Source organism: Pseudomonas sp. P1_A1 (assembly GCF_056406935.1).
In genome coordinates this window covers 167,354-189,504 of record NZ_JBFTZE010000005.1, presented here as the reverse complement: position 1 = coordinate 189,504, position 22,151 = coordinate 167,354, and the positions used below count along the sequence as shown (strand labels likewise).

Here is a 22,151-nt window from a genome sequence, read left to right as displayed (position 1 = left end):
TTTTATATTGAATCCTTAAAGGAGTGCGGCACATGTCAAAAGGGCATTCGCTACAAGACCCTTACTTGAATACTTTACGTAAAGAGAAAGTGGGGGTTTCCATCTACCTGGTCAACGGGATCAAACTGCAAGGCACGATCGAGTCTTTCGACCAGTTCGTTATCCTGCTGAAAAACACCGTCAGCCAGATGGTTTACAAACACGCTATCTCTACAGTGGTGCCAGTTCGTCCAATTCGTCTGCCTAGCGCAACCGAATCCGAAGCAGGTGACGCTGAGCCAGGTAACGCCTGATAGGAGTCTCCTTTGTTCTTTGAGCGCCACGGTGGTGGTGAGCGGGCAATTCTCGTTCACTTGGATGGTCAGGACCCTGAGGCGCGCGAAGATCCGCAGGAGTTTCAGGAGTTGGCAATTTCGGCTGGTGCCGAGACCGTCGCGTTTTTTAACGTGCCGCGTCATCGGCCAACCGCCAAAACCCTGATCAGCAGCGGCAAGGTCGAAGAGTTACGCGACCTGGTCAAAGCCGAACAGGTCGATCTGGTGATTTTCAATCACATCCTCACGCCCAGTCAGGAACGTAACCTCGAACGTATTTTCGAGTGTCGCGTGATCGATCGCACGGGTCTGATTCTCGATATCTTCGCCCAACGCGCCCGCACCCATGAAGGCAAGCTCCAGGTCGAACTGGCCCAGCTTGAGTACATGAGTACGCGTCTGGTTCGCGGCTGGACTCACCTTGAGCGGCAGAAGGGCGGTATCGGTCTGCGCGGGCCGGGTGAAACCCAGCTGGAAACCGACCGGCGCCTGTTGCGGATTCGTCTGCGTCAGATCAAGGGGCGCCTGGAAAAGGTCCGCAGCCAGCGCGAGCAGTCTCGTCGTGGGCGCAAACGTGCTGACATTCCGACGGTTTCACTGGTGGGTTATACCAACGCCGGCAAATCGACGCTGTTCAACTCGGTCACCGATTCCGACGTCTTTGCCGCCAACCAGCTATTCGCGACCCTCGACCCGACCTTGCGCCGACTCGAGCTCGAGGACCTCGGGCCGATCGTATTGGCCGACACCGTGGGCTTCATTCGTCACCTGCCGCACAAACTGGTCGAGGCATTTCGAGCTACGCTCGAAGAGTCGAGCAACTCCGACCTGCTGCTGCACGTGATCGATGCGCACGAGCCCGATCGTATGGCCCAGATCGAACAGGTCATGGTGGTGCTCGGGGAGATCGGGGCACAAGACTTGCCGATCCTTGAGGTATACAACAAACTCGATTTGCTCGAGGGGGTTGAGCCGCAGATCCAGCGCGATGCCGATGGCAAGCCGCAGCGGGTCTGGTTGTCGGCAAAGGACGGTACCGGCCTGGACTTGCTCAAGCAGGCAGTGGCGGAACTGTTGGGCAGCGATTTGTTTGTTGGCACCTTGCGCTTGCCGCAACGTTTTGCTCGACTGCGTGCGCAGTTTTTCGAGCTCGGTGCGGTGCAAAAAGAAGAACACGACGAAGAAGGCATCAGCCTGCTGGCCGTTCGCTTGCCGCGGATCGAATTGAATCGACTCGTGAGCCGCGAAGGTCTGCAACCGATGGAATTCATCGAGCAACACACTTTGCAATAAAAGCCTGAGAAAGCGGTTGTGCCGCGGTGACAGGCATTCTGTAGCATTGGTCGGCGCGCCGTGGGTGCGTCTTTGCTTTATCAGATGGAGAGCGCTATGGCTTGGAATGAGCCGGGTGGCAACTCGAATAATCAGGATCCTTGGGGTGGCAAGCGCCGCAATAACGGCGACCGCAAGGGACCACCGGATCTCGACGAGGCCTTCCGAAAGCTGCAGGAAAGCCTGAACGGGTTGTTCGGTGGTGGCAAGAAACGCGGTGACGAGGGTGGTGGTCCGGGCAAGAGTGGCGGCTTTGGTGGCCTGCTCGGCATCGGTCTGACCGTGCTGGCAGCCGTGTGGCTGTATAGCGCTGTCTACGTGGTCGACGAGCAGGAGCAGGCCGTGGTGCTGCGCTTCGGCAAATACTATGAAACCGTCGGCCCGGGCCTGAACATCTATTTCCCGCCGATCGATCGCAAGTACCTGGAAAACGTCACGCGTGAGCGTGCCTACACCAAGCAGGGTCAAATGCTGACTGAAGACGAAAACATCGTCGAAGTGCCGCTGACTGTGCAGTACAAGATCAGCAACCTGCAGGACTTCGTGCTGAACGTCGATCAGCCGGAAACCAGCCTGCAGCATGCGACCGACAGTGCTTTGCGCCATGTGGTGGGTTCTACCGCCATGGACCAGGTGCTGACCGAAGGTCGTGAATTGATGGCCAGCGAAATCAAGGAGCGTCTGCAACGTTTCCTCGATACCTATCGCACCGGTATCACCGTCACTCAGGTCAACGTACAGAGCGCTGCTGCACCGCGTGAAGTCCAGGAGGCCTTCGATGACGTGATCCGCGCCCGTGAAGACGAGCAGCGTTCGCGTAACCAGGCTGAAACCTACGCCAACGGCGTCGTGCCGGAAGCCCGTGGTCAGGCCCAGCGCATCCTCGAGGATGCCAATGGTTACCGCGACGAGACCGTCTCCCGCGCCAAGGGTGAGGCTGACCGCTTCACCAAGCTGGTGGCCGAGTACCGCAAGGCGCCTGAAGTTACCCGTCAGCGTCTGTACCTGGACACCATGCAGGAAATCTTCAGCAACACCAGCAAGGTTCTCGTGACCGGCAACAAGAATGGCCAGAGCAATCTGCTGTATCTGCCGCTGGACAAGATGGTCGAGGATGGTCGCCGCACCAGCACTCCGGTGACCGGCGCAGCAGCCAGCAGCAATGAAGTGAATGTGCGTGCGGCAGCTGATATGCAGCAACAGCAGGCACGTACCAGGGAGAGTCGCTGATGAGCAATAAATCGCTGATCGCCCTTATTGTCGGCGTCGTCGTGGCGATCGTTGCCTGGAACTGCTTCTACATCGTGGCTCAGACCGAGCGTGCGGTGTTGCTGCAGTTCGGTCGCGTGGTCCAGGCCGATGTTCAGCCGGGCCTGCATGTGAAAGTGCCTTACGTCAACAAGGTGCGCATATTCGATGCGCGCCTGATGACGCTGGATGCACCGACACAGCGCTTCCTGACGCTGGAAAAGAAAGCCGTGATGGTCGATGCCTACGCCAAGTGGCGCGTGAAAGATGCCGAGCGCTTCTACACCGCGACTTCCGGCCTCAAGCAGATTGCCGACGAGCGTCTTTCCCGTCGTCTGGAGTCGGGCCTGCGTGACCAGTTCGGTAAACGCACCCTGCACGAAGTGGTGTCCGGTGAGCGTGATGCGCTGATGGCGGACATCACCGCTTCGCTGAACAAGATGGCAGAAAAAGAGCTGGGCATTGAAGTTGTCGATGTCCGGGTCAAAGCCATCGACCTGCCGAAGGAAGTGAACCGCAGCGTGTTCGAGCGTATGAGCACCGAGCGTGAGCGTGAAGCTCGCGAGCACCGCGCCAAGGGTAACGAGCTGGCCGAAGGCATCCGTGCCGACGCCGACCGTCAACGCCGCGTGCTGCTGGCTGAAGCCTATCGTGAATCCGAAGAGGTTCGCGGTGACGGTGATGCCCAGGCTGCTGCGATCTACTCCAAGGCCTACGGCCAGGATCAGGAGTTCTACGCGTTCTACCGTAGCCTGCGTGCCTACCGTGAAAGCTTCGCGAACAAATCCGACGTCATGGTCCTGGACCCGAGCAGTGACTTCTTCCGTTACCTGGAAAAAGCCAAGCCTTGATACGACGTTGACCTGAATCATCCCCCGCCTGGCGGCTAAAGCCTCGGGCGGGGTGATCCTTTGGGAAAACGTGTGTATGATGCGGCAGCCGGGAAATTCCCGGCTTTTTTGCGTCTGCACGTTTGATTGCTGTTCTTATGCAGGCGCCCGAGTTGAATGACTCGACAGGTTTTTCGAGGAAAGTGGTTGGCGAAGCCGGTTCCAGGCTTTTCGCCACGTTGTTCATGCGCGGGGTTTATGCACATGAGCCGATCATTTTCTGCTTCACTCAAGGCTCGCCCAAAGGCTTGCTGCCCGGATCATAGGGGAATGGCGTAATGGCAACGGTAGACCGCTGGCTGCTGCCAGATGGCATCGAAGAAGTACTGCCACCGGAGGCTGCGCGCATCGAAGTTGCGCGTCGCCAGGTGTTGGATCTGTTCCAGAGCTGGGGTTACGAGTTTGTCGTGACTCCCCATATCGAGTACCTGGAATCCCTGCTGACCGGCGCAGGCCAGGACCTCGATCTGCGCACCTTCAAGGTCATCGACCCGCAGTCGGGCCGGCAGATGGGTTTCCGTGCCGACATCACGCCGCAAGTGGCGCGCATCGATGCGCACACCCTGCGTCGCGAAGGCCCGAGCCGTCTGTGCTATGCCGGTAGCGTGCTGCATGCTCAGCCACGTGCGTTGTCGTCCTCGCGCAGCCCGATTCAACTGGGCGCCGAGTTGTACGGCGATGCCAGCCCGAGCAGCGACGTGGAAGTCATCAGCCTGATGCTGGCCATGCTGCAACTGGCCGATGTGCCGGATGTGCACATGGATCTCGGGCATGTCGGCATCTACCGCGGCCTGGCCCGCGCCGCCGGTTTGTCCGGCGAAGTCGAGCAACAGTTGTTCGATGCATTGCAACGTAAAGCCATCGACGAGGTCATTACCTTGACCGAAGGCCTGCCTGCCGATCTGTCGGGCATGCTGCGAGCGTTGGTCGACCTGTGTGGCGGTCGTGAAGTGTTGAGCGCTGCCCGCGAGCGTCTGGCCAATGCGCCGGCGCCTGTTCTGGCGGCCCTGGACGATTTGCTGGCGATTGCCGAGCGTCTGTCCACGCGTTTCCCGGAGTTACCGCTGTACTTCGACCTGGGCGAATTACGCGGCTACCACTACCACACCGGTGTGGTGTTCGCCGTGTTCGTGCCGGGTGTTGGCCAGTCCATCGCTCAGGGCGGTCGTTACGACGATATCGGTGCCGACTTCGGTCGCGCCCGTCCGGCGACAGGCTTCTCCACCGATTTGAAAACCCTGGTGACCCTGGGGCGTGCTGAGATCGAGCTACCGTCTGGCGGTATCTGGATGCCTGACAGTACGGATGCAGCACTCTGGCAGCAGGTTTGCCAGTTGCGCAGTGAGGGTCAGCGTGTCGTTCAGGCATTGCCTGGGCAACCTTTGGCCGCCGCCCGTGAAGCGGACTGCGACCGGCAATTGATTCAGCAGAACGGGCTTTGGCAAGTATCGCCACTGGCTTCTTGAGTTTTCCTGCCGGCCGCCGCCGGCACCAAGTTTGCGCGAATGAGGACAAGTGTTATGGGTAAGAATGTCGTAGTCCTGGGCACCCAATGGGGTGATGAGGGCAAAGGCAAGATCGTTGATCTGCTGACCGAACATGCTGCCGCCGTAGTGCGCTACCAAGGTGGCCACAACGCTGGTCACACTCTGGTGATCGACGGCGAAAAAACCGTCTTGCACCTGATCCCGTCTGGCGTGCTGCGCGAAGGCGTGCAGTGCCTGATCGGTAACGGCGTGGTAGTTGCACCCGACGCCCTGCTGCGGGAAATCAACAAGCTGGAAGAGAAAGGCGTACCGGTGCGCGAGCGCCTGCGTATCAGCCCGTCCTGCCCGCTGATCCTGTCCTACCACGTAGCGCTGGACCAGGCCCGTGAAAAGGCCCGTGGCGAGCTGAAGATCGGCACCACCGGTCGCGGCATCGGCCCGGCTTACGAAGACAAGGTTGCCCGTCGCGGTCTGCGCATCGGTGATCTGTTCCACCGTGAGCGTTTCGCCGCCAAGCTGGGCGAGTTGCTGGACTACCACAACTTCGTACTGGTCAATTACTACAAAGAGCCAGCGATCGACTTCCAGAAGACACTCGACGAGTGCATGGAATACGCCGAGCTGCTCAAGCCGATGATGCTCGACGTCACCGCAGAGCTGCACAACCTGCGTCGTGCCGGCAAGGACATCATGTTCGAAGGCGCCCAGGGCTCCCTGCTGGACATCGACCACGGCACCTACCCGTACGTCACCAGCTCCAACACCACCGCTGGCGGCATCGCCACCGGTTCGGGTGTTGGTCCGATGTTCCTGGACTACATCCTCGGCATCACCAAGGCTTACACCACGCGCGTCGGTTCCGGTCCGTTCCCGACTGAGCTGTTCGACGACGTTGGTGCGTTCCTGGCCAAGCGTGGCCACGAGTTCGGCGCCACCACCGGCCGTGCCCGTCGTTGCGGCTGGTTCGATGCCGTGATCCTGCGTCGCGCCATCGATGTGAACAGCATCTCGGGCCTGTGCCTGACCAAGCTGGACGTGCTGGACGGCCTGGAAACCATCAACATCTGCGTAGGCTACAAGAACGAGGATGGTGCAGTGATCGACGCACCGACCGACGCCGACAGCTACATCGGCCTGGAGCCGGTGTACGAGCAGATGCCGGGCTGGAGCGAGTCGACCCTGGGTGCCAAGACCCTGGAAGAGCTGCCTCAGGCTGCGCGCAACTACATCAAGCGCATCGAAGAGTTGGTCGGCGCGCCGATCGACATTATTTCGACGGGCCCGGACCGCAACGAAACCATCGTTCTGCGTCATCCGTTTGCTTGATAAGTCGTTGATGCAAAAAACAAAGGCCCCTTAATCGGGGCCTTTGTCGTTTATGCCTGTTGGACGGCATGACCTTTGCTGTGAATATCGCCTTCAGAATGCCATCAATTTAATGGCGTTAGAGTAGAGGGATTTCCTGTGTCGGCCGTTCTCTCACTGTTACAAAGCCGTTTGTTGCGGCCCGTGTTCGTTACCCTTGGTATCGCCCTTTTGGTGCAGGTGCTGGTGGCTGTCGCTCTGACCCGGAGCACGGTGACTGCGCTGGAAACCGATCTGGGCGTGCGCCTGGGCTCCGATAGCCAAAAGCTCTCCGGTGAGCTGGAGCAGGCGGGGCGTGAAGTCACGTCGAGCCTGGATAACCTGTCCAGCAGTACCCGTCAGCGCCTGACCGCTGGGCTATCTTCACGTTTGAAAGACGAGCAGGCTCAACTGCGTACGACGCTGGAGAAGGACCTGAAGGACTCGGCCAACGACATGGCGCAACTGCTGGCCTCGGTCGCACCCCGCGCCATGTGGGACAGCGACATTCCCACCCTGTCCGAATTCGCTCGCCGCGCCCAGCGCAATCCCAACGTGTTGTTCGTGGTCTATGACGACGCCACGGGCCAGCACCTGACGCGTTACCTCAACCGAGAGAACGCGATCAACAAGATGCTTCTGGAGAAAGGCCAGGGCGAGCGGGCGCTGGACAAGGTGCTGGATGCAGCGAAGAGCGATCCGTCGGTCTACTACCTCGAAGCCTCGATCAGTCCCAATGGCGTGGAAATCGGCAAGGTTTTGATGGGGGTCTCAACTGCCTCCGTGGAAACCGATTTGGCGGCGCTGGACAAGCGCTTCTCGGCGCTGATCGCCAGCAGCGATCAATTGGTGGGTGACAGCCTCAAAGGTGCGGCGGCCGACAGCGCAACGGCGATGCGCGGGCGTCTGCAATCGGCGCAGTCTACTGCTTCTGAAATGAAAGCCAACACCACGGGCGCCGTGCAGGAAGCCGCGGGGGCTTTGCGTTGGCGCATCGGCATGGGCCTGGCGGTGGTGGGTTTCGGTGTGCTGCTGTTATTGGCACTGGTGCTGGGGCGTCGAGTGGTCAATCGCTTGAAGATGCTCATTGTCGCGATGGATGACCTGGCAGCGGGTGAGGGCGACCTGACCAAGCGCGTGCAGATCAACAGTCAGGACGAGATCGGCGACATGGCTTCGGCGGTCAATCGCTTTGTGGATAAATTGCAGCCGATCGTGCGTGAGGCGGGCGATGTGGCCCAGCGTACCGGCGTGGAAATCGGCGCCATGACCCTGCGCAATGCCGGTGCCGATGCAGCGGCTGGCATGCAGCGCGATGAAGTGGCCGAAAGCCTGCGCGCGTTGTCGCAAATGGCTGACGAGGCCCAGTCTGAAAGCCACGCCATGCAGGCCGCTTTGCAGCAGGTGGTGGGCATTCGTCAGGCCACGGATGAGAACACCCGGACTTCGGCGAAAGTCGGCAGTCTCATCGAGGCATTGGCCGGACAAGTCGACACCGGTGCGAAAGTCATCGAGCGGCTGGCGCAGCAGAGTGAGCAGATTGAAGTGGTGCTGACGGTGATTCACGGGATCGCCGAACAAACCAACTTGCTGGCGCTCAATGCGGCGATTGAAGCGGCGCGTGCCGGCGAAACCGGTCGCGGGTTTGCCGTGGTGGCGGACGAGGTACGGGCGTTGGCGAGCAAGACGCAGAGCTCCACTGGCGATATTCAGGCACACATCGTCGCGCTGCAGCAGGGCGCGCGTGAGGCTGTTGCGGCAATCGGACAGGCTGGGCGTCAGGCCAGTGAAGGGTTGCTGGTGTTGCGCGACAGTGCGCGGTTGCAGCAGTCGGTGCAGGCGTCGGTCGAGCAGGTGCATGCAGCGATCGGCCTGGCGACCCAGGCCGCGGCGCATCAGGCGCAAGGTGCGCAGGCTGTGCGTGGGCGGGTTGAGACCATCCATGCTCAAGCTGAAAAAGCAGCTCAGGCGGTGGTGGAGACCACGGCCAGCGGCAAGGTGCTGGATGGGTTGGCGGCGCAGTTGAAGGCGAGCCTGGGGCAGTTCAGGGCGTAGTAAACCCCGCAGATCAAAAGATCGCAGCCTTCGGCAGCTCCTACACAGGGAAATGCGTTTCCACTGTAGGAGCTGCCGAAGGCTGCGATCTTTTGTTTTATCAACGGCTCAAATACATCCTCGTCGTCAGCAGATAGACCGGCAATCCCGACACTAATATCAACAACGCCGCATAAGGCGCCGCCGCCGCAAACTCCACATTCGCGGTATGCGCCCAAACTTCTGTCGCCAGCGTATTGAGCCCGGTTGGGCTGAGCAGCAGCGTCGCCGTCAGTTCCTTCATCGCATCCAGAAACACCAGCGCAAACGCAGCGCCCAAGGCGGGAAAGATGATGGGCAGGGTCACTCGACAAAATGCGCTGAAAGACGACGCCCCCAGCGTGCGTGCGGCCTCTTCCAGTTGCGGTGCGGCCTTGTTCAGCGCGGTGCGAATCGGCGCCTGCGCCAGTGGCAGAAACAACAGCGCATAGGCAATCAGCAGCAGCGCCGAGGTCTGGTACAGCACTGGCACATAATGCAGGGCGAAATACACCAGGGTCAGCGCAATCACCAATCCCGGAAGTGCATGCAGCAGATACGGCAAGCGCTCGGCCCAGATTGCCAGTCGGCCTTTATGGCGCACCACCAGCAAGCCCACCGGCACCGCCAGCACCAGGCACAGCGCTGCACCACCGAGCGATAGCGCCAGCGACGACAGCAATGCCTCGCTGATCGCGGCCACCGGGAACGCTGCCGACGAACCCACCATCAGCCAGTACGCCAGCATCCCCAGTGGAATGCCGCTGCCGATGATCGCCAGCAGCAAGCAGTAAAGTTGTCCCACAGCCGCCCACGGCCCGAGGCGAACCTGCTCCGCATGCCGAGCAGCGCCTTGGCCGGTGCGTACATGTCGGCCTTTGCCGCGCACGCGTAACTCAAGCCATAGCAGCACCAGGCACAGCGCCAGCAACACCGCAGAAAGCATCGCTGCATTGGCGTTGCTGAATTCCAGTTCGAACTGCTGATAGATCGCCGTGGTAAAGGTTTGCAGGCCGATGATCGACAGCGCGCCGAACTCCACCAGCATGTGCAGCGCAATCAACAGTGAACCGGCCAGCAGTGACGGCCAGAGCAGGGGCAGGGTGATTTTGAAGAATACACCCCAACGATTCTGCCCCAGGGTGCGGGCAGACTCTTCAAGAGAGGGGTCGAGATTGCGCAGCGTTGCCGCGACCGGCAGAAAGATCAGCGGGTACTTGGACAGCGTCATCACCAGAATCGCCCCGCCCAGCCCTTCGAAGTGAGCACTCAGGGACACCCAGGTGAAACTGCTGACAAATGCCGGCACCGCGAACGGCAGGCACAGAATCACGCCCCATAACCGCCGTCCCGGCAGATTGCTGCGCTCCAGCAGCCAGGCAAGTGACAGGCCAATCACACCGCAGGCCAATGTGACACCCAGCATCAGCGCCAGGGTATTGCGCAGCAGGCCAAACACGTAGGGCCGCCACAACAGATGCAGCGCCTCGGCCCAGCCGGCTTGCCAGGTTTTGAGGCCGACATAGGCCAGTGGCAACAGGCTGAGTACCACCAGCAGCAGAACCGGTAGCAGCAGCCAGATCGACGGCCGCTTGCGCCTTGGCATGTAGCCCCCGCGCGAAGCGGGGGTGGATAACGAGGCGCTCATCAGTTCAAGCCAACGTCACGTTCCAGGTCCAGGGCTTCTTCGGCGTTGCCGAGATCGGCTGGCGTGACGTTCGGCGCTTGCAGTTCGCTGAACGGCTTGAGACCGCGATCCGATTCCATGCCCTTGTGCAGCGGGTATTCAGCGGTGGTCTGGGTGATCACACGCTGACCTTCTTCGCTGGCCATGTAGGCGAGCAATTGCTGGGCTTCTTTTGGATGTTTGCTGGATTTCAGTACGCCAGCGCTGGAAACGGTGATCAGTCCGCCGACGTCGCCACCGGTGAAGTAATGCAGCTTCGAGTCGAGTTGGCCTTTTTCACGCTGTAAGGCGAACCAGTAGTAGTTGTTCACCAGCACGGTGGCGACTTCGCCATTTTCCACGGCTTTCAGTGCAACCATGTTGTTGCTGTAGGTTTTGCCGAACGCACGCAGGCCGGTCAGCCATTCTTCGGCGGCGTCCATCCCGTGGACCTTGATAATCGCCACCGCCTGTTCCTGGAAGGCGCCGCTGCTGGGCACGAAGCCGACCTTGCCTTGCCATTTTGGATCGGAGAATTCCATGACGGACTTGGGCAGGTCTTTTTCGTCGATCAGTTTAGGGTTGAAGGCGACGACCCGGACCCGCGCGGTGATGCCGATCCAGGTGCCATTGCCGGCGACGTAGTCCTTGGGCAGGACTTCAAGTGTGGCGGCATCGGCTTTCGCCAGCAGGCCTTGTTCGCCGAGCTTGTTCAGCGGTGGCGATTCTTCGGTGTAGATCACATCGGCGGGGGAGCGATCGCCTTCTTCGACGATCTGGCTGGCGAGTTGGTTGCTGCTGCCCTTGCGCACATTGACGTGAATCCCGGTCTTGGCTTCGAAGGCTTTGGCGACGGCGTCGCCGACTTCCTTGTGTTGACCGTTATAGAGTGTCAGGGAAACCGGATCGGCGGCTTGGGTGAGGGGCGTGGCGAGTGTCAGGCCGAGGAGGGTGATGGTCAGGCCGCGGCGCAGGGTATTTCGAAGCATCATTCGCAGGGTTCCTCACTGTCGCATTGCAAAAACTTGAAACAATGATAAACGATATTGTTTCTCAAGTGCGCCTTGCCGGGCGGGTGAGGGTTTGCTGGCGCGGTCTCGGACGCAACACTTGATCCTGGAGGAGCTGCCGCAGGCTGCGATCTTTTGATCTTGATTGCTGGCGGAGCTGAAATTGCTGAAGATCAAAAGATCGCAGCCTTTGGCAGCTCCTACAAAGGCCGTCCTGCAGTGTTTATGAGATTTTCAAACACCAGAAACGCAAAAACCCGCTTTCGCGGGTTCTTGTGAAATTCAAGATCGTGACCTTGAATTTGAATTGGTGCCCAGAAGAAGACTCGAACTTCCACGACCTTGCGGTCACCAGCACCTGAAGCTGGCGTGTCTACCAATTTCACCATCTGGGCATGATCTTCAGCGTTGCCGCTGTTGATGTGGCGCACTATACGGAGAGCATTTTGATCTGTAAACCCCTGATTTAATTTTAATAATTCAGAAGCCTGGAATGCAAAAACCCGCTTTCGCGGGTTTTTGTGTGAGCCTTGAAATTGATCTAATCTCAAGCTCGAAATTGGTGCCCAGAAGAAGACTCGAACTTCCACGACCTTGCGGTCACCAGCACCTGAAGCTGGCGTGTCTACCAATTTCACCATCTGGGCAGTATCGGCAGCGCTAGTGCGTCGTCGATGGCGCGCACTATACGGAGCGTCTTTTTAACTGTAAACCCCTGCCATCAAAAAAACCTGGAAAATTTTACCGGCGGCATTCAAATCAGCTTCGCGGTGTCGATAAAGGGCTTTAGATGGGCTGTCATAGCCTGAAATTTCCCGTTTCATTACGCCTATGCCAAACTAACCCGCATATAGACAAGGTGAAAACTCTCTAATGGCCGATTGGCAGTCCCTCGATCCCGAGGCCGCTCGTGAAGCGGAAAAATATGAAAACCCTATTCCTAGCCGCGAACTGATCCTTCAGCACCTTGCTGATCGAGGTTCGCCTGCTAACCGCGAGCAGCTGGTCGAAGAGTTTGGTCTGACCACAGAAGACCAGATCGAAGCCCTGCGCCGCCGCCTGCGCGCCATGGAGCGCGACGCTCAACTCATCTACACCCGTCGCGGCACTTATGCGCCGGTGGACAAGCTCGACCTGATCCTGGGCCGCATCAGCGGTCACCGTGACGGTTTCGGCTTCCTGGTCCCGGACGACGGCAGTGACGACCTGTTCATGAGCCCGGCGCAAATGCGCCTGGTGTTCGATGGCGACCGTGCCCTGGCCCGTGTTTCCGGCCTCGACCGTCGCGGTCGCCGCGAAGGCATGATTGTCGAAGTGGTGTCCCGTGCTCACGAGAGCATCGTCGGTCGTTACTTCGAGGAGGGCGGTATCGGTTTCGTCGTCGCAGACAATCCGAAGATCCAGCAAGAAGTGCTGGTGACGCCAGGTCGCAACGCCAACGCGCAGATCGGTCAGTTCGTTGAAGTGAAGATCACTCACTGGCCGACGCCACGCTTCCAGCCGCAAGGCGACGTGGTCGAGGTCGTGGGCAACTACATGGCCCCGGGCATGGAAATCGATGTTGCCCTGCGCACCTACGATATTCCGCACGTCTGGCCTGAAGCGGTCTTGAAAGAAGCCGCCAAGCTCAAGCCTGAAGTCGAAGAGAAAGACAAAGAGAAGCGCATCGACCTGCGTCATCTGCCGTTCGTGACCATCGACGGCGAAGATGCGCGCGACTTCGATGACGCGGTCTACTGCGAAGCCAAACCGGGCAAGCTGCGCCTGTTCTCCGGTGGCTGGAAGTTGTACGTGGCGATCGCTGACGTTTCCAGCTACGTGAAAATCGGTTCGGCGCTGGATAACGAATCCCAGGTTCGCGGCAACTCGGTGTACTTCCCCGAGCGCGTGGTACCGATGCTGCCTGAGCAGCTGTCCAACGGCCTATGCTCGCTGAACCCGCACGTCGATCGCCTGGCCATGGTTTGCGAGATGACCATCTCCAAATCCGGCGAAATGACCGACTACTGCTTCTACGAAGCGGTGATTCACTCCCATGCCCGCCTGACCTACAACAAGGTCAGCGCCATGCTGGAAACGCCGAAAGCCACCGAAGCGCGTCAGCTTCGTGGTGAATACACTGACGTCCTGCCGCACCTCAAGCAGCTGTATGCGCTGTACAAGGTTCTGCTGGCGGCTCGTCACGTGCGCGGCGCGATCGATTTCGAAACCCAGGAAACCCGGATCATCTTCGGTTCCGAGCGCAAGATTGCCGAAATCCGTCCGACCGTTCGCAACGATGCTCACAAGCTGATTGAGGAATGCATGCTGGCGGCCAACGTGGCCACCGCCGAATTCCTGAAGAAGCACGAAATTCCTGCGCTGTATCGCGTCCACGACGGCCCGCCGCCGGAGCGTCTGGAAAAACTGCGTGCCTTCCTCGGCGAGCTCGGCCTGTCCCTGCACAAAGGCAAGGATGGCCCGTCGCCGAAGGATTACCAGGCTTTGCTCGCGAGCATCAAGGATCGTCCGGATTTCCACCTGATCCAGACCGTCATGCTGCGCTCATTGAGCCAAGCGGTGTACAGCGCCGATAACCAGGGCCACTTCGGCCTGAATTACGAAGCCTACACCCACTTCACTTCGCCTATTCGCCGCTACCCGGACTTGCTCACGCACCGGGCGATTCGCAGCGTCATCCATTCGAAAATGGACACCCCGCACGTTCGCCGTGCCGGTGCGATGACCATTCCGAAAGCGCGGATCTATCCGTACGACGAAGCGACCCTGGAGCAGCTCGGCGAGCAGTGCTCGATGAGCGAGCGCCGTGCCGACGAAGCCACCCGCGACGTAGTGAACTGGCTCAAGTGCGAGTTCATGAAAGACCGTGTGGGCGAATCGTTCCCGGGGGTGATCACCGCCGTGACCGGTTTCGGCCTGTTCGTCGAACTGACCGATATTTACGTCGAAGGCCTGGTGCACGTCACCGCGCTGCCGGGTGACTACTACCACTTCGATCCTGTGCACCATCGCCTCGCCGGTGAGCGTACCGGTCGTAGCTTCCGCCTGGGCGACACCGTTGAAGTGCGCGTCATGCGCGTCGACCTCGACGAGCGCAAGATCGACTTCGAGATGGCCGAAAAAACCATCAGCGCACCGATCGGTCGCAAAAAGCGCGGCACTGAAACCGCAGCGCCTGCTATCAAAACAGCTGCCGAGCCGGTACTGGCCAAAGCCGGGCGTCGTCCGGCCAAGGAAAAGGCCGTCGAGGCCTATCGTCCGAGCGATGCGGCGGCAAAAAATGCCGAGTTGCGCAAAAGTCGTGAAATGAAACAGGCGTTGCTGTCTGAAGCGAAAAGCGGCGGTAAAGCGGCGTCTGGGGGAAAGACCGGGCGGTCGGCGCCTGACAAGGCCTCCGGCGGCAAGCCAGCCAAACCGAGCAAACACCGTAAAGGCCCGCCAAAAGCGGGTTCCGCTCCAGCCGCCAGAAGCGGCGGGGCGCGTAAACCTAAGGCCAAGTCATGAGTCAGTTGGAAAAGATCTACGGCGTGCACGCGGTAGAAGCGTTGCTGCGTCACCACCCAAAACGCGTCAAGCAGATCTGGCTGGCTGAAGGCCGCAGCGATCCGCGCGTTCAGACGCTGATCGAACTCGCTGCCGAAAATCGCGTGGCCGTCGGTCAGGCTGAGCGTCGCGAGCTGGACGCCTGGGTTGAAGGCGTGCACCAGGGCGTGGTGGCGGACGTCAGCCCGAGCCAGGTCTGGGGCGAGGCGATGCTCGACGAGCTGCTCGATCGCACCGAAGGCGCGCCTTTGCTGCTGGTGCTCGACGGCGTGACCGATCCGCACAACCTCGGCGCTTGCCTGCGTTCGGCCGATGCGGCCGGCGCGCTGGCGGTGATCGTGCCGAAGGACAAATCAGCCACGCTGACCCCGACGGTTCGAAAAGTTGCTTGTGGCGCGGCGGAAGTGATTCCGTTGGTCGCCGTGACCAACCTGGCGCGCACCCTGGAAAAACTCAAGCAGCGCGGCTTGTGGGTCGTCGGTACGGCGGGCGAGGCTGAACAGGATCTGTATCAGCAGGACCTGACGGGCCCGACCATCCTGATCATGGGTGCCGAAGGTAGCGGCATGCGCCGCCTGACTCGCGACCTTTGCGACTATTTGGTGCGCCTGCCGATGGCTGGCAGCGTCAGCAGCCTCAACGTGTCCGTCGCCACCGGCGTCTGCCTGTTCGAAGCGCTGCGCCAGCGTGGCGTCAAAGCCGCCGGGACCGCCAAAAAGTCCTGAGACTCCTCTGCAGGAGTCGCCGCAGGCGGCTCCTGCAAGTGTTCGGCTTTCCAGTCGAAGTGATTGTTCAAATAATCACCAATTGCCTTGCACCTCCCTCGACCCTTCTCTACAATTGCGCCCCTTGCTGTGACGGCAGGCACGCATGTGTCTATCGCAAGCAAGTCCATAAGTGTCATTCACTCCTTGTCTGACCGCTTTTGAGCGGCAGGCTACAACCCGTAAGGAGCATTCATGCGTCATTACGAAATCATCTTTTTGGTCCACCCGGATCAAAGCGAGCAAGTCGGCGGCATGGTTGAGCGTTACACCAAGCTGATCGAAGAAGACGGCGGCAAAATCCACCGTCTGGAAGATTGGGGCCGTCGTCAACTGGCCTACGCAATCAACAATGTTCACAAGGCTCACTACGTGATGCTGAACGTTGAGTGCACTGGCAAGGCCCTGGCCGAGCTGGAAGACAACTTCCGCTACAACGATGCAGTGATCCGTAACCTGGTCATCCGTCGCGAAGAAGCCGTTACCGGCCAATCCGAGATGCTCAAGGCTGAAGAAAACCGCAGTGAGCGCCGTGAGCGTCGCGACCGTCCTGAGCACTCCGACGCTGAAGGCGTTGACAGTGATGACAGCGACAACAGCGATAACGCTGACGAGTAATCCACGGACCTTTTGAGGAGCCTATTACATGGCACGTTTCTTCCGTCGTCGTAAATTCTGCCGCTTCACCGCTGAAGACGTGAAAGAGATCGATTACAAAGATCTCAACACTCTGAAAGCTTACGTATCCGAGACCGGCAAAATCGTTCCAAGCCGCATCACCGGTACCAAAGCACGTTATCAGCGTCAGCTGGCCACCGCTATCAAGCGCGCCCGCTTCCTGGCCCTGCTGGCCTACACCGACAGCCACGGCCGCTGAGACCGGGCAGTCGACACGTAGCAAAGGATTGAATGCATGCGCGCCTTAGCTGAGTTCATCATGCGCGGCCGTATGCAGGCCACTCTGGTAGTGGCCGGATGCGCAACATTGCCGTTGTTGTATTGGTTGGGTGCTGCCGCCGGATGCCTTGTGCTCCTGCGGCGCGGATTGAAGGACGCCGTTGGCGTACTTGCTCTGGGACTGCTGCCGGCGTTGATCTGGTGGCTTTTCTTCGACGACCCACGGGCACTTCTGGTGCTGCTGGGGTCTTCGAGCCTTGCGTTGGTTTTGCGCGCAAGCGAGTCCTGGAACCGCGTGCTGCTGGTCAGCATAGCGATGGGATTGGTGTTTTCAGTGGTGCTGGGGGCGGCTTTTGCGCCCCAGATCGAGATGCTGGCGCAGGCTTTGATAAAAGTCATGCCGTCGCTACTCGGTGAGGTCTACCAGCAATTGTCGGTAGACGAGCAAGCGCGCTTTGCGTCCCTGATTGCACCGGTCCTGACCGGCCTGATTGCGGCGTTGTTGCAAATCGTCAGTGTGCTGAGCCTGATTGTCGGGCGCTACTGGCAGGCGTTGTTGTACAACCCGGGTGGTTTTGGTCGCGAGTTTCGCGCCATCCGAATCCCGCTGGGACCGGCGATGTTGCTGCTGGCGTTAATGCTTCTGGGGCCAAATCTTGGCCCGCAGATGGCCATGTTGACGCCGTTGTGCAGCGTACCGCTGGTGTTCGCCGGGCTGGCCCTGATTCACGGGCTGGTGGCGCAAAAGCGACTGGCCAAGTTCTGGCTGGTGGGGTTGTACGTCACGCTGTTGCTGTTCATGCAGCTGATCTATCCGTTGCTGGTGGTTCTGGCCATCGTCGACAGCCTGATTGATTTTCGCGGTCGTTCGGCACCGAAAGATGCCGATAGCGCGAACGGTGAAGGTTAAAAGTTAAGAGGATTTTCACATGCAACTGATCCTTCTGGAAAAAGTCACCAACCTGGGCAACCTGGGTGACAAAGTGAACGTTAAGGCTGGTTACGGTCGTAACTACCTGCTGCCATACGGCAAAGCTACCGCTGCGACCCCAGCCAACCTGGCTGCGTTCGAAGAGCGTCGCGCTGAGCTGGAAAAAGCCGCAGCAGACCGTAAAGCATCGGCTGAAAGCCGCGCCGCCCAACTGGCTGAGCTGGAAGTGACTATCACTGCCACCGCCGGTGACGAAGGCAAGCTGTTCGGTTCGATCGGCACCCACGACATCGCTGATGCACTGACCGCCTCTGGCGTTGAAGTTGCAAAAAGCGAAGTTCGTCTGCCGAACGGCACTATCCGCAACGTAGGCGAATTCGACGTAGCCGTGCACCTGCACGCCGAAGTTGAAGCCACCGTACGCGTTGTCGTGGTAGCAGCTTAAGCAGTACTTGTCGGCTGGCACCCTCGGGTGCTTGCCGGTAACATCGGGCACGATCCTGTTTACAGGTCGTGCCCTTTGTCTTTCTGCAGTTCCTGATTTTCACAACCCCTGCTTCTCCTGAATAAACCAAGTGGCCATGAACGATATCTCCGCTCCCGAGCAATACGATCTGCAAACCGCTGCCCTGAAGGTGCCGCCGCATTCCATCGAGGCCGAACAGGCCGTGCTCGGTGGGCTGATGCTGGACAACAACGCCTGGGAGCGCGTGCTCGATCAAGTCTCCGACGGCGATTTCTATCGGCATGACCACCGCCTGATCTTCCGGGCCATCGCCAAACTGGCGGACCAGAACCAGCCAATCGACGTCGTGACCCTGGCCGAGCAATTGGACAAGGAAGGTCAGACGTCCCAGGTCGGCGGTCTCGGTTACCTTGGCGAACTGGCAAAAAACACGCCGTCCGTCGCCAACATCAAGGCTTATGCCCAGATCGTTCGCGAGCGGGCAACCCTGCGCCAGTTGATCGGCATCAGCACCGAAATCGCCGACAGCGCTTTCAACCCTGAAGGCCGCACCGCCGCCGAGATTCTCGACGAGGCCGAACGGCAGATCTTCCAGATTGCCGAGGCTCGTCCGAAAACCGGCGGCCCGGTCAGCGTTAACGACCTGCTGACCAAGGCCATCGACCGCATCGACACCTTGTTCAACACCGACAACTCGATCACCGGCCTGTCCACCGGTTACACCGACCTCGACGAGAAGACCAGTGGCCTGCAACCGGCTGACCTGATCATCGTTGCCGGCCGTCCGTCCATGGGTAAAACCACCTTTGCGATGAACCTGGTGGAAAACGCCGTGCTGCGCAGCGAGAAGGCTGTCCTGGTTTACTCCCTCGAGATGCCAGGTGAATCGCTGATCATGCGTATGCTGTCGTCTCTCGGTCGTATCGACCAGACCAAGGTCCGGGCCGGTCGCCTGGAAGACGACGACTGGCCGCGCCTGACGTCGGCGGTCAACCTGCTCAACGATCGCAAGTTGTTCATCGACGACACGGCGGGTATCAGCCCTTCGGAAATGCGCGCCCGGACCCGTCGTCTGGTGCGTGAACACGGTGAGATCGGTCTGATCATGATCGACTACCTGCAACTGATGCAGATCCCGGGGTCCAGTGGTGACAACCGGACCAACGAGATTTCCGAGATCTCCCGGTCCCTGAAAGCCCTGGCCAAGGAATTCAACTGCCCGGTGGTGGCACTGTCCCAGCTCAACCGTTCCCTGGAACAGCGCCCGAACAAGCGCCCGGTGAACTCCGACTTGCGGGAATCGGGAGCGATCGAGCAGGACGCCGACGTGATCATGTTCGTTTACCGGGACGAGGTGTATCACCCGGAAACCGAACACAAGGGCATTGCCGAAATCATCATCGGCAAGCAGCGGAACGGCCCGATCGGCTTTATCCGCCTGGCCTTCATCGGTAAATACACCCGATTTGAAAACCTGGCGCCGGGTAGCTACAACTTCGACGACGACGAGTAACTGTGGCGAGGGCTTCTGTGGCCCCAGGACTTTTGCGAAAACAGCTCCACCGATTTCCGACCATAGCCGTCGGAATTGGTCAAAATTTGTGCTATATTCCGCGCCCGCGAAATTCAATGAAAGCCAACACCGGTTATCGACATGCAAGCAGCCAAGCCGTTATTTGACTATCCCAAGTACTGGGCCGAATGTTTCGGGCCAGCGCCATTCCTGCCCATGAGCAGGGAGGAGATGGATCAGCTCGGCTGGGATTCCTGCGACATCATCATCGTCACCGGTGATGCCTACGTCGACCATCCGTCGTTCGGCATGGCGATCATCGGCCGGCTGCTGGAGGCCCAGGGCTTCCGCGTCGGGATCATCGCGCAGCCGAACTGGCAGTCCAAAGACGACTTCATGAAGCTCGGCGAGCCGAACCTGTTTTTCGGTGTCGCGGCCGGCAACATGGACTCGATGATCAACCGCTACACCGCCGACAAGAAAATCCGTTCCGACGACGCCTACACCCCCGGTGGCCTGGCGGGCAAACGTCCGGACCGCGCGAGCCTGGTTTACAGCCAGCGCTGCAAGGAAGCCTACAAGCACGTGCCGATTGTGCTCGGCGGCATCGAAGCCTCCCTGCGCCGCATCGCCCACTACGATTACTGGCAGGATCGGGTGCGTAACTCGATCCTGATCGACGCCTGCGCCGACATCCTGCTCTACGGCAACGCCGAGCGTGCGATCGTCGAAGTCGCCCAGCGCCTGTCCTACGGCCACAAGATCGAAGACATCACCGATGTGCGCGGCACCGCGTTCATCCGCCGTGATACGCCGCAAGGCTGGTACGAAGTCGATTCCACGCGCATCGACCGTCCGGGCAAGATCGACAAGATCATCAACCCGTACGTCAACACCCAGGACACCGCCGCCTGCGCCATCGAGCAGGAAAAGGGGCCGGTTGAAGACCCTGGCGAGGCTAAGGTCGTACAGATCCTGGCCAGCCCGAAAATGACTCGCGACAAGACCGTCATTCGTCTGCCGTCGGTTGAAAAAGTCCGTGGCGATGCGGTGCTTTACGCTCACGCCAACCGCGTGCTGCACCTGGAAACCAATCCGGGCAACGCCCGCGCTCTGGTGCAAAAGCACGGCGAGGTAGACGTCTGGTTCAACCCGCCGCCGATTCCGATGACCACCGAAGAAATGGACTACGTGTTCGGCATGCCTTACGCGCGCGTTCCGCACCCGGCGTACGGCAAGGAAAAGATCCCGGCCTACGAGATGATCCGTTTCTCGGTGAACATCATGCGTGGCTGCTTCGGCGGCTGCACCTTCTGCTCGATCACCGAGCACGAAGGCCGGATCATCCAGAACCGTTCCGAAGAGTCGATCATTCGCGAAATCGAAGAGATCCGCGACAAGGTTCCGGGTTTCACCGGCGTCATTTCCGACCTCGGCGGCCCGACCGCGAACATGTACCGCATCGCCTGCAAGACCCCGGAAATCGAATCCGCGTGCCGCAAGCCTTCATGCGTGTTCCCAGGCATTTGCCCGAACCTCAACACCGATCACTCGTCGCTGATCCAGCTCTATCGCAGCGCCCGGGCCTTGCCGGGTGTGAAGAAGATCCTGATCGCCTCCGGCCTGCGCTACGACCTTGCGGTCGAGTCGCCGGAGTACGTCAAGGAGCTGGTGACCCACCACGTCGGTGGTTACCTGAAGATCGCCCCGGAACACACCGAGGAAGGTCCGCTCAACCAGATGATGAAACCGGGCATCGGCAGCTATGACAAGTTCAAGCGCATGTTCGAGAAGTACACCAAGGAAGCCGGGAAAGAGCAGTACCTGATTCCGTACTTCATCGCCGCTCACCCGGGCACCACCGACGAAGACATGATGAATCTGGCCCTGTGGCTCAAGGGCAACGGTTTCCGTGCCGACCAGGTGCAGGCGTTCTACCCGTCGCCGATGGCCACCGCTACCGCGATGTACCACTCGGGCAAGAACCCGCTGCGCAAGGTCACTTACAAGAGCGACGGCGTGACCATCGTCAAGAGCGAAGAGCAGCGTCGCCTGCACAAAGCGTTCTTGCGTTATCACGACCCGAAAGGCTGGCCGATGCTACGTGAAGCGCTGACCCGCATGGGCCGCGCCGATCTGATCGGGCCGGGCAAGAACCAGTTGATCCCGTTGCATCAGCCGGCGACCGACAGCTACCAGAGCGCCCGTCGCAAGAACTCGACGCCGGCCGGCAGCCACAAAGTGGCCAAGGAAACGACCACCAAGATCCTGACCCAGCACACCGGCCTGCCACCGCGTGCCAGCGATGGCGGTAACCCGTGGGACAAGCGTGAACAGGCCAAGGCGGCGGCATTCGCCCGCAACCAGCAGGCAGCCAAGGAGCGCAAGGACGCGGCTAAAGGCAAGGGGCCGAAGCCAGCGCGCAAGCCGGTCGTGCCGCGCTAAACGTCGCTTGAGCTGAACAGAACGCCAACCTCCGGGTTGGCGTGATCGTTCCCACGCTCCGCGTGGGAATGCCTCAAGGGACGCTCCGCGTCCAGTGACGCGGAGCGTCACGGGCTGCATTCCCACGCAGAGCGTGGGAACGATCAAGCGCCAACATCCCCTCCGCAACATTTCTGTGCAATCCCCACAAAGCAATTTCCCGCATCGCCCGATTTTGGTGCTGTACTG

Annotated in this window: 17 protein-coding genes and 2 tRNA genes; 15 read left to right on the top strand and 4 right to left on the bottom strand. The window is 59.9% G+C overall.

Annotated features, from left to right (window positions below; translation table 11 throughout):
- Positions 1-32 precede the first annotated feature (32 nt).
- The 7 genes from hfq (at position 33) to AC1D2Q_RS09800 (ending at position 8,670) form a co-directional block, all read left to right on the top strand.
- The gene (hfq, locus tag AC1D2Q_RS09830) at positions 33-293 is read left to right on the top strand and encodes an RNA chaperone Hfq (protein ID WP_007902656.1); all 261 of its coding nucleotides are present in this window, start codon (positions 33-35) and stop codon (positions 291-293) included.
- A gap of 12 nt (positions 294-305) precedes the next feature.
- On the top strand, positions 306-1,607 hold the full coding sequence (hflX, locus tag AC1D2Q_RS09825) for a ribosome rescue GTPase HflX (RefSeq protein WP_007939591.1): 1,302 nt from the start codon (positions 306-308) through the stop codon (positions 1,605-1,607).
- Positions 1,608-1,703: 96 nt separating this feature from the next.
- On the top strand, positions 1,704-2,876 hold the full coding sequence (gene hflK, locus AC1D2Q_RS09820) for an FtsH protease activity modulator HflK (RefSeq protein WP_477813060.1): 1,173 nt from the start codon (positions 1,704-1,706) through the stop codon (positions 2,874-2,876).
- Positions 2,876-3,745, top strand: coding sequence for a protease modulator HflC (hflC, locus tag AC1D2Q_RS09815; protein ID WP_007939589.1), 870 nt, complete (start codon positions 2,876-2,878; stop codon positions 3,743-3,745). Before hflK ends, hflC begins: the two co-directional genes overlap by 1 nt.
- 317 nt (positions 3,746-4,062) lie before the next feature.
- Positions 4,063-5,250 carry an ATP phosphoribosyltransferase regulatory subunit gene (locus tag AC1D2Q_RS09810; protein WP_007939588.1) on the top strand — a complete coding sequence of 396 codons (1,188 nt, stop codon included), beginning with the start codon at positions 4,063-4,065 and terminating at the stop codon, positions 5,248-5,250.
- Positions 5,251-5,304: 54 nt separating this feature from the next.
- Positions 5,305-6,597: an adenylosuccinate synthase gene (locus tag AC1D2Q_RS09805; protein WP_018928499.1), complete on the top strand. Its 1,293-nt coding sequence runs from the start codon at positions 5,305-5,307 to the stop codon at positions 6,595-6,597.
- Between the two features lie 138 nt (positions 6,598-6,735).
- Positions 6,736-8,670 (top strand): methyl-accepting chemotaxis protein, encoded by a 1,935-nt coding sequence (locus tag AC1D2Q_RS09800; protein ID WP_477813059.1) that lies wholly within the window; start codon positions 6,736-6,738, stop codon positions 8,668-8,670.
- A 100-nt stretch (positions 8,671-8,770) separates the two neighbouring features.
- On the opposite strand, the gene AC1D2Q_RS09795 is transcribed toward AC1D2Q_RS09800, so the two are convergent.
- The 4 genes from AC1D2Q_RS09795 to AC1D2Q_RS09780 form a co-directional block, all read right to left on the bottom strand.
- Complete coding sequence (locus AC1D2Q_RS09795; protein ID WP_477813058.1) at positions 8,771-10,336, bottom strand: ABC transporter permease; 1,566 nt, start codon at positions 10,334-10,336, stop codon at positions 8,771-8,773.
- Positions 10,336-11,346: an extracellular solute-binding protein gene (locus AC1D2Q_RS09790; protein WP_018928496.1), complete on the bottom strand. Its 1,011-nt coding sequence runs from the start codon at positions 11,344-11,346 to the stop codon at positions 10,336-10,338. The genes AC1D2Q_RS09795 and AC1D2Q_RS09790 overlap by 1 nt, the downstream gene beginning before the upstream one ends.
- A gap of 326 nt (positions 11,347-11,672) precedes the next feature.
- A tRNA-Leu gene (locus AC1D2Q_RS09785) sits at positions 11,673-11,759 on the bottom strand.
- A gap of 165 nt (positions 11,760-11,924) precedes the next feature.
- Positions 11,925-12,011 (bottom strand) — tRNA-Leu (locus AC1D2Q_RS09780).
- Positions 12,012-12,237: 226 nt separating this feature from the next.
- Between AC1D2Q_RS09780 and rnr the strand changes: the two genes are divergently transcribed.
- The 8 genes from rnr to AC1D2Q_RS09740 all read left to right on the top strand — a co-directional run bounded on the left by rnr (position 12,238) and on the right by AC1D2Q_RS09740 (position 21,923).
- Positions 12,238-14,868 carry a ribonuclease R gene (rnr, locus tag AC1D2Q_RS09775; protein ID WP_477813057.1) on the top strand — a complete coding sequence of 877 codons (2,631 nt, stop codon included), beginning with the start codon at positions 12,238-12,240 and terminating at the stop codon, positions 14,866-14,868.
- Positions 14,865-15,632, top strand: coding sequence for a 23S rRNA (guanosine(2251)-2'-O)-methyltransferase RlmB (gene rlmB, locus AC1D2Q_RS09770; protein WP_018928494.1), 768 nt, complete (start codon positions 14,865-14,867; stop codon positions 15,630-15,632). Before rnr ends, rlmB begins: the two co-directional genes overlap by 4 nt.
- A 234-nt stretch (positions 15,633-15,866) precedes the next feature.
- The gene (gene rpsF / locus AC1D2Q_RS09765; protein ID WP_007939579.1) at positions 15,867-16,289 is read left to right on the top strand and encodes a 30S ribosomal protein S6; all 423 of its coding nucleotides are present in this window, start codon (positions 15,867-15,869) and stop codon (positions 16,287-16,289) included.
- A 28-nt stretch (positions 16,290-16,317) separates the two neighbouring features.
- The gene (rpsR, locus tag AC1D2Q_RS09760) at positions 16,318-16,548 is read left to right on the top strand and encodes a 30S ribosomal protein S18 (RefSeq protein WP_002551829.1); all 231 of its coding nucleotides are present in this window, start codon (positions 16,318-16,320) and stop codon (positions 16,546-16,548) included.
- Positions 16,549-16,584: 36 nt separating this feature from the next.
- Positions 16,585-17,478 (top strand): YybS family protein, encoded by an 894-nt coding sequence (locus AC1D2Q_RS09755; RefSeq protein ID WP_019582207.1) that lies wholly within the window; start codon positions 16,585-16,587, stop codon positions 17,476-17,478.
- Between the two features lie 19 nt (positions 17,479-17,497).
- Positions 17,498-17,944: a 50S ribosomal protein L9 gene (gene rplI / locus AC1D2Q_RS09750; protein ID WP_007939577.1), complete on the top strand. Its 447-nt coding sequence runs from the start codon at positions 17,498-17,500 to the stop codon at positions 17,942-17,944.
- 136 nt (positions 17,945-18,080) lie between these two features.
- The gene (gene dnaB, locus AC1D2Q_RS09745; protein WP_019650685.1) at positions 18,081-19,478 is read left to right on the top strand and encodes a replicative DNA helicase; all 1,398 of its coding nucleotides are present in this window, start codon (positions 18,081-18,083) and stop codon (positions 19,476-19,478) included.
- A 141-nt stretch (positions 19,479-19,619) separates the two neighbouring features.
- The gene (locus tag AC1D2Q_RS09740) at positions 19,620-21,923 is read left to right on the top strand and encodes a YgiQ family radical SAM protein (RefSeq protein ID WP_026286605.1); all 2,304 of its coding nucleotides are present in this window, start codon (positions 19,620-19,622) and stop codon (positions 21,921-21,923) included.
- The last annotated feature ends 228 nt before the right edge of the window (positions 21,924-22,151 follow it).

What these genes read in the sequence shown, in the direction of transcription:
- AC1D2Q_RS09790 (WP_018928496.1), bottom strand. Translation starts at nt 11,346, where the DNA reads ATGATGCTTCGAAATACCCTGCGCCGCGGCCTGACCATCACCCTCCTC.
- rpsF (WP_007939579.1), top strand. Translation starts at nt 15,867, where the DNA reads ATGCGTCATTACGAAATCATCTTTTTGGTCCACCCGGATCAAAGCGAG.
- dnaB (WP_019650685.1), top strand. Translation starts at nt 18,081, where the DNA reads ATGAACGATATCTCCGCTCCCGAGCAATACGATCTGCAAACCGCTGCC.
- hflK (WP_477813060.1), top strand. Translation starts at nt 1,704, where the DNA reads ATGGCTTGGAATGAGCCGGGTGGCAACTCGAATAATCAGGATCCTTGG.
- hfq (WP_007902656.1), top strand. Translation starts at nt 33, where the DNA reads ATGTCAAAAGGGCATTCGCTACAAGACCCTTACTTGAATACTTTACGT.
- AC1D2Q_RS09795 (WP_477813058.1), bottom strand. Translation starts at nt 10,336, where the DNA reads ATGAGCGCCTCGTTATCCACCCCCGCTTCGCGCGGGGGCTACATGCCA.
- rplI (WP_007939577.1), top strand. Translation starts at nt 17,498, where the DNA reads ATGCAACTGATCCTTCTGGAAAAAGTCACCAACCTGGGCAACCTGGGT.
- AC1D2Q_RS09810 (WP_007939588.1), top strand. Translation starts at nt 4,063, where the DNA reads ATGGCAACGGTAGACCGCTGGCTGCTGCCAGATGGCATCGAAGAAGTA.
- AC1D2Q_RS09805 (WP_018928499.1), top strand. Translation starts at nt 5,305, where the DNA reads ATGGGTAAGAATGTCGTAGTCCTGGGCACCCAATGGGGTGATGAGGGC.
- AC1D2Q_RS09755 (WP_019582207.1), top strand. Translation starts at nt 16,585, where the DNA reads ATGCGCGCCTTAGCTGAGTTCATCATGCGCGGCCGTATGCAGGCCACT.
- rnr (WP_477813057.1), top strand. Translation starts at nt 12,238, where the DNA reads ATGGCCGATTGGCAGTCCCTCGATCCCGAGGCCGCTCGTGAAGCGGAA.
- rlmB (WP_018928494.1), top strand. Translation starts at nt 14,865, where the DNA reads ATGAGTCAGTTGGAAAAGATCTACGGCGTGCACGCGGTAGAAGCGTTG.
- rpsR (WP_002551829.1), top strand. Translation starts at nt 16,318, where the DNA reads ATGGCACGTTTCTTCCGTCGTCGTAAATTCTGCCGCTTCACCGCTGAA.
- AC1D2Q_RS09740 (WP_026286605.1), top strand. Translation starts at nt 19,620, where the DNA reads ATGCAAGCAGCCAAGCCGTTATTTGACTATCCCAAGTACTGGGCCGAA.
- hflC (WP_007939589.1), top strand. Translation starts at nt 2,876, where the DNA reads ATGAGCAATAAATCGCTGATCGCCCTTATTGTCGGCGTCGTCGTGGCG.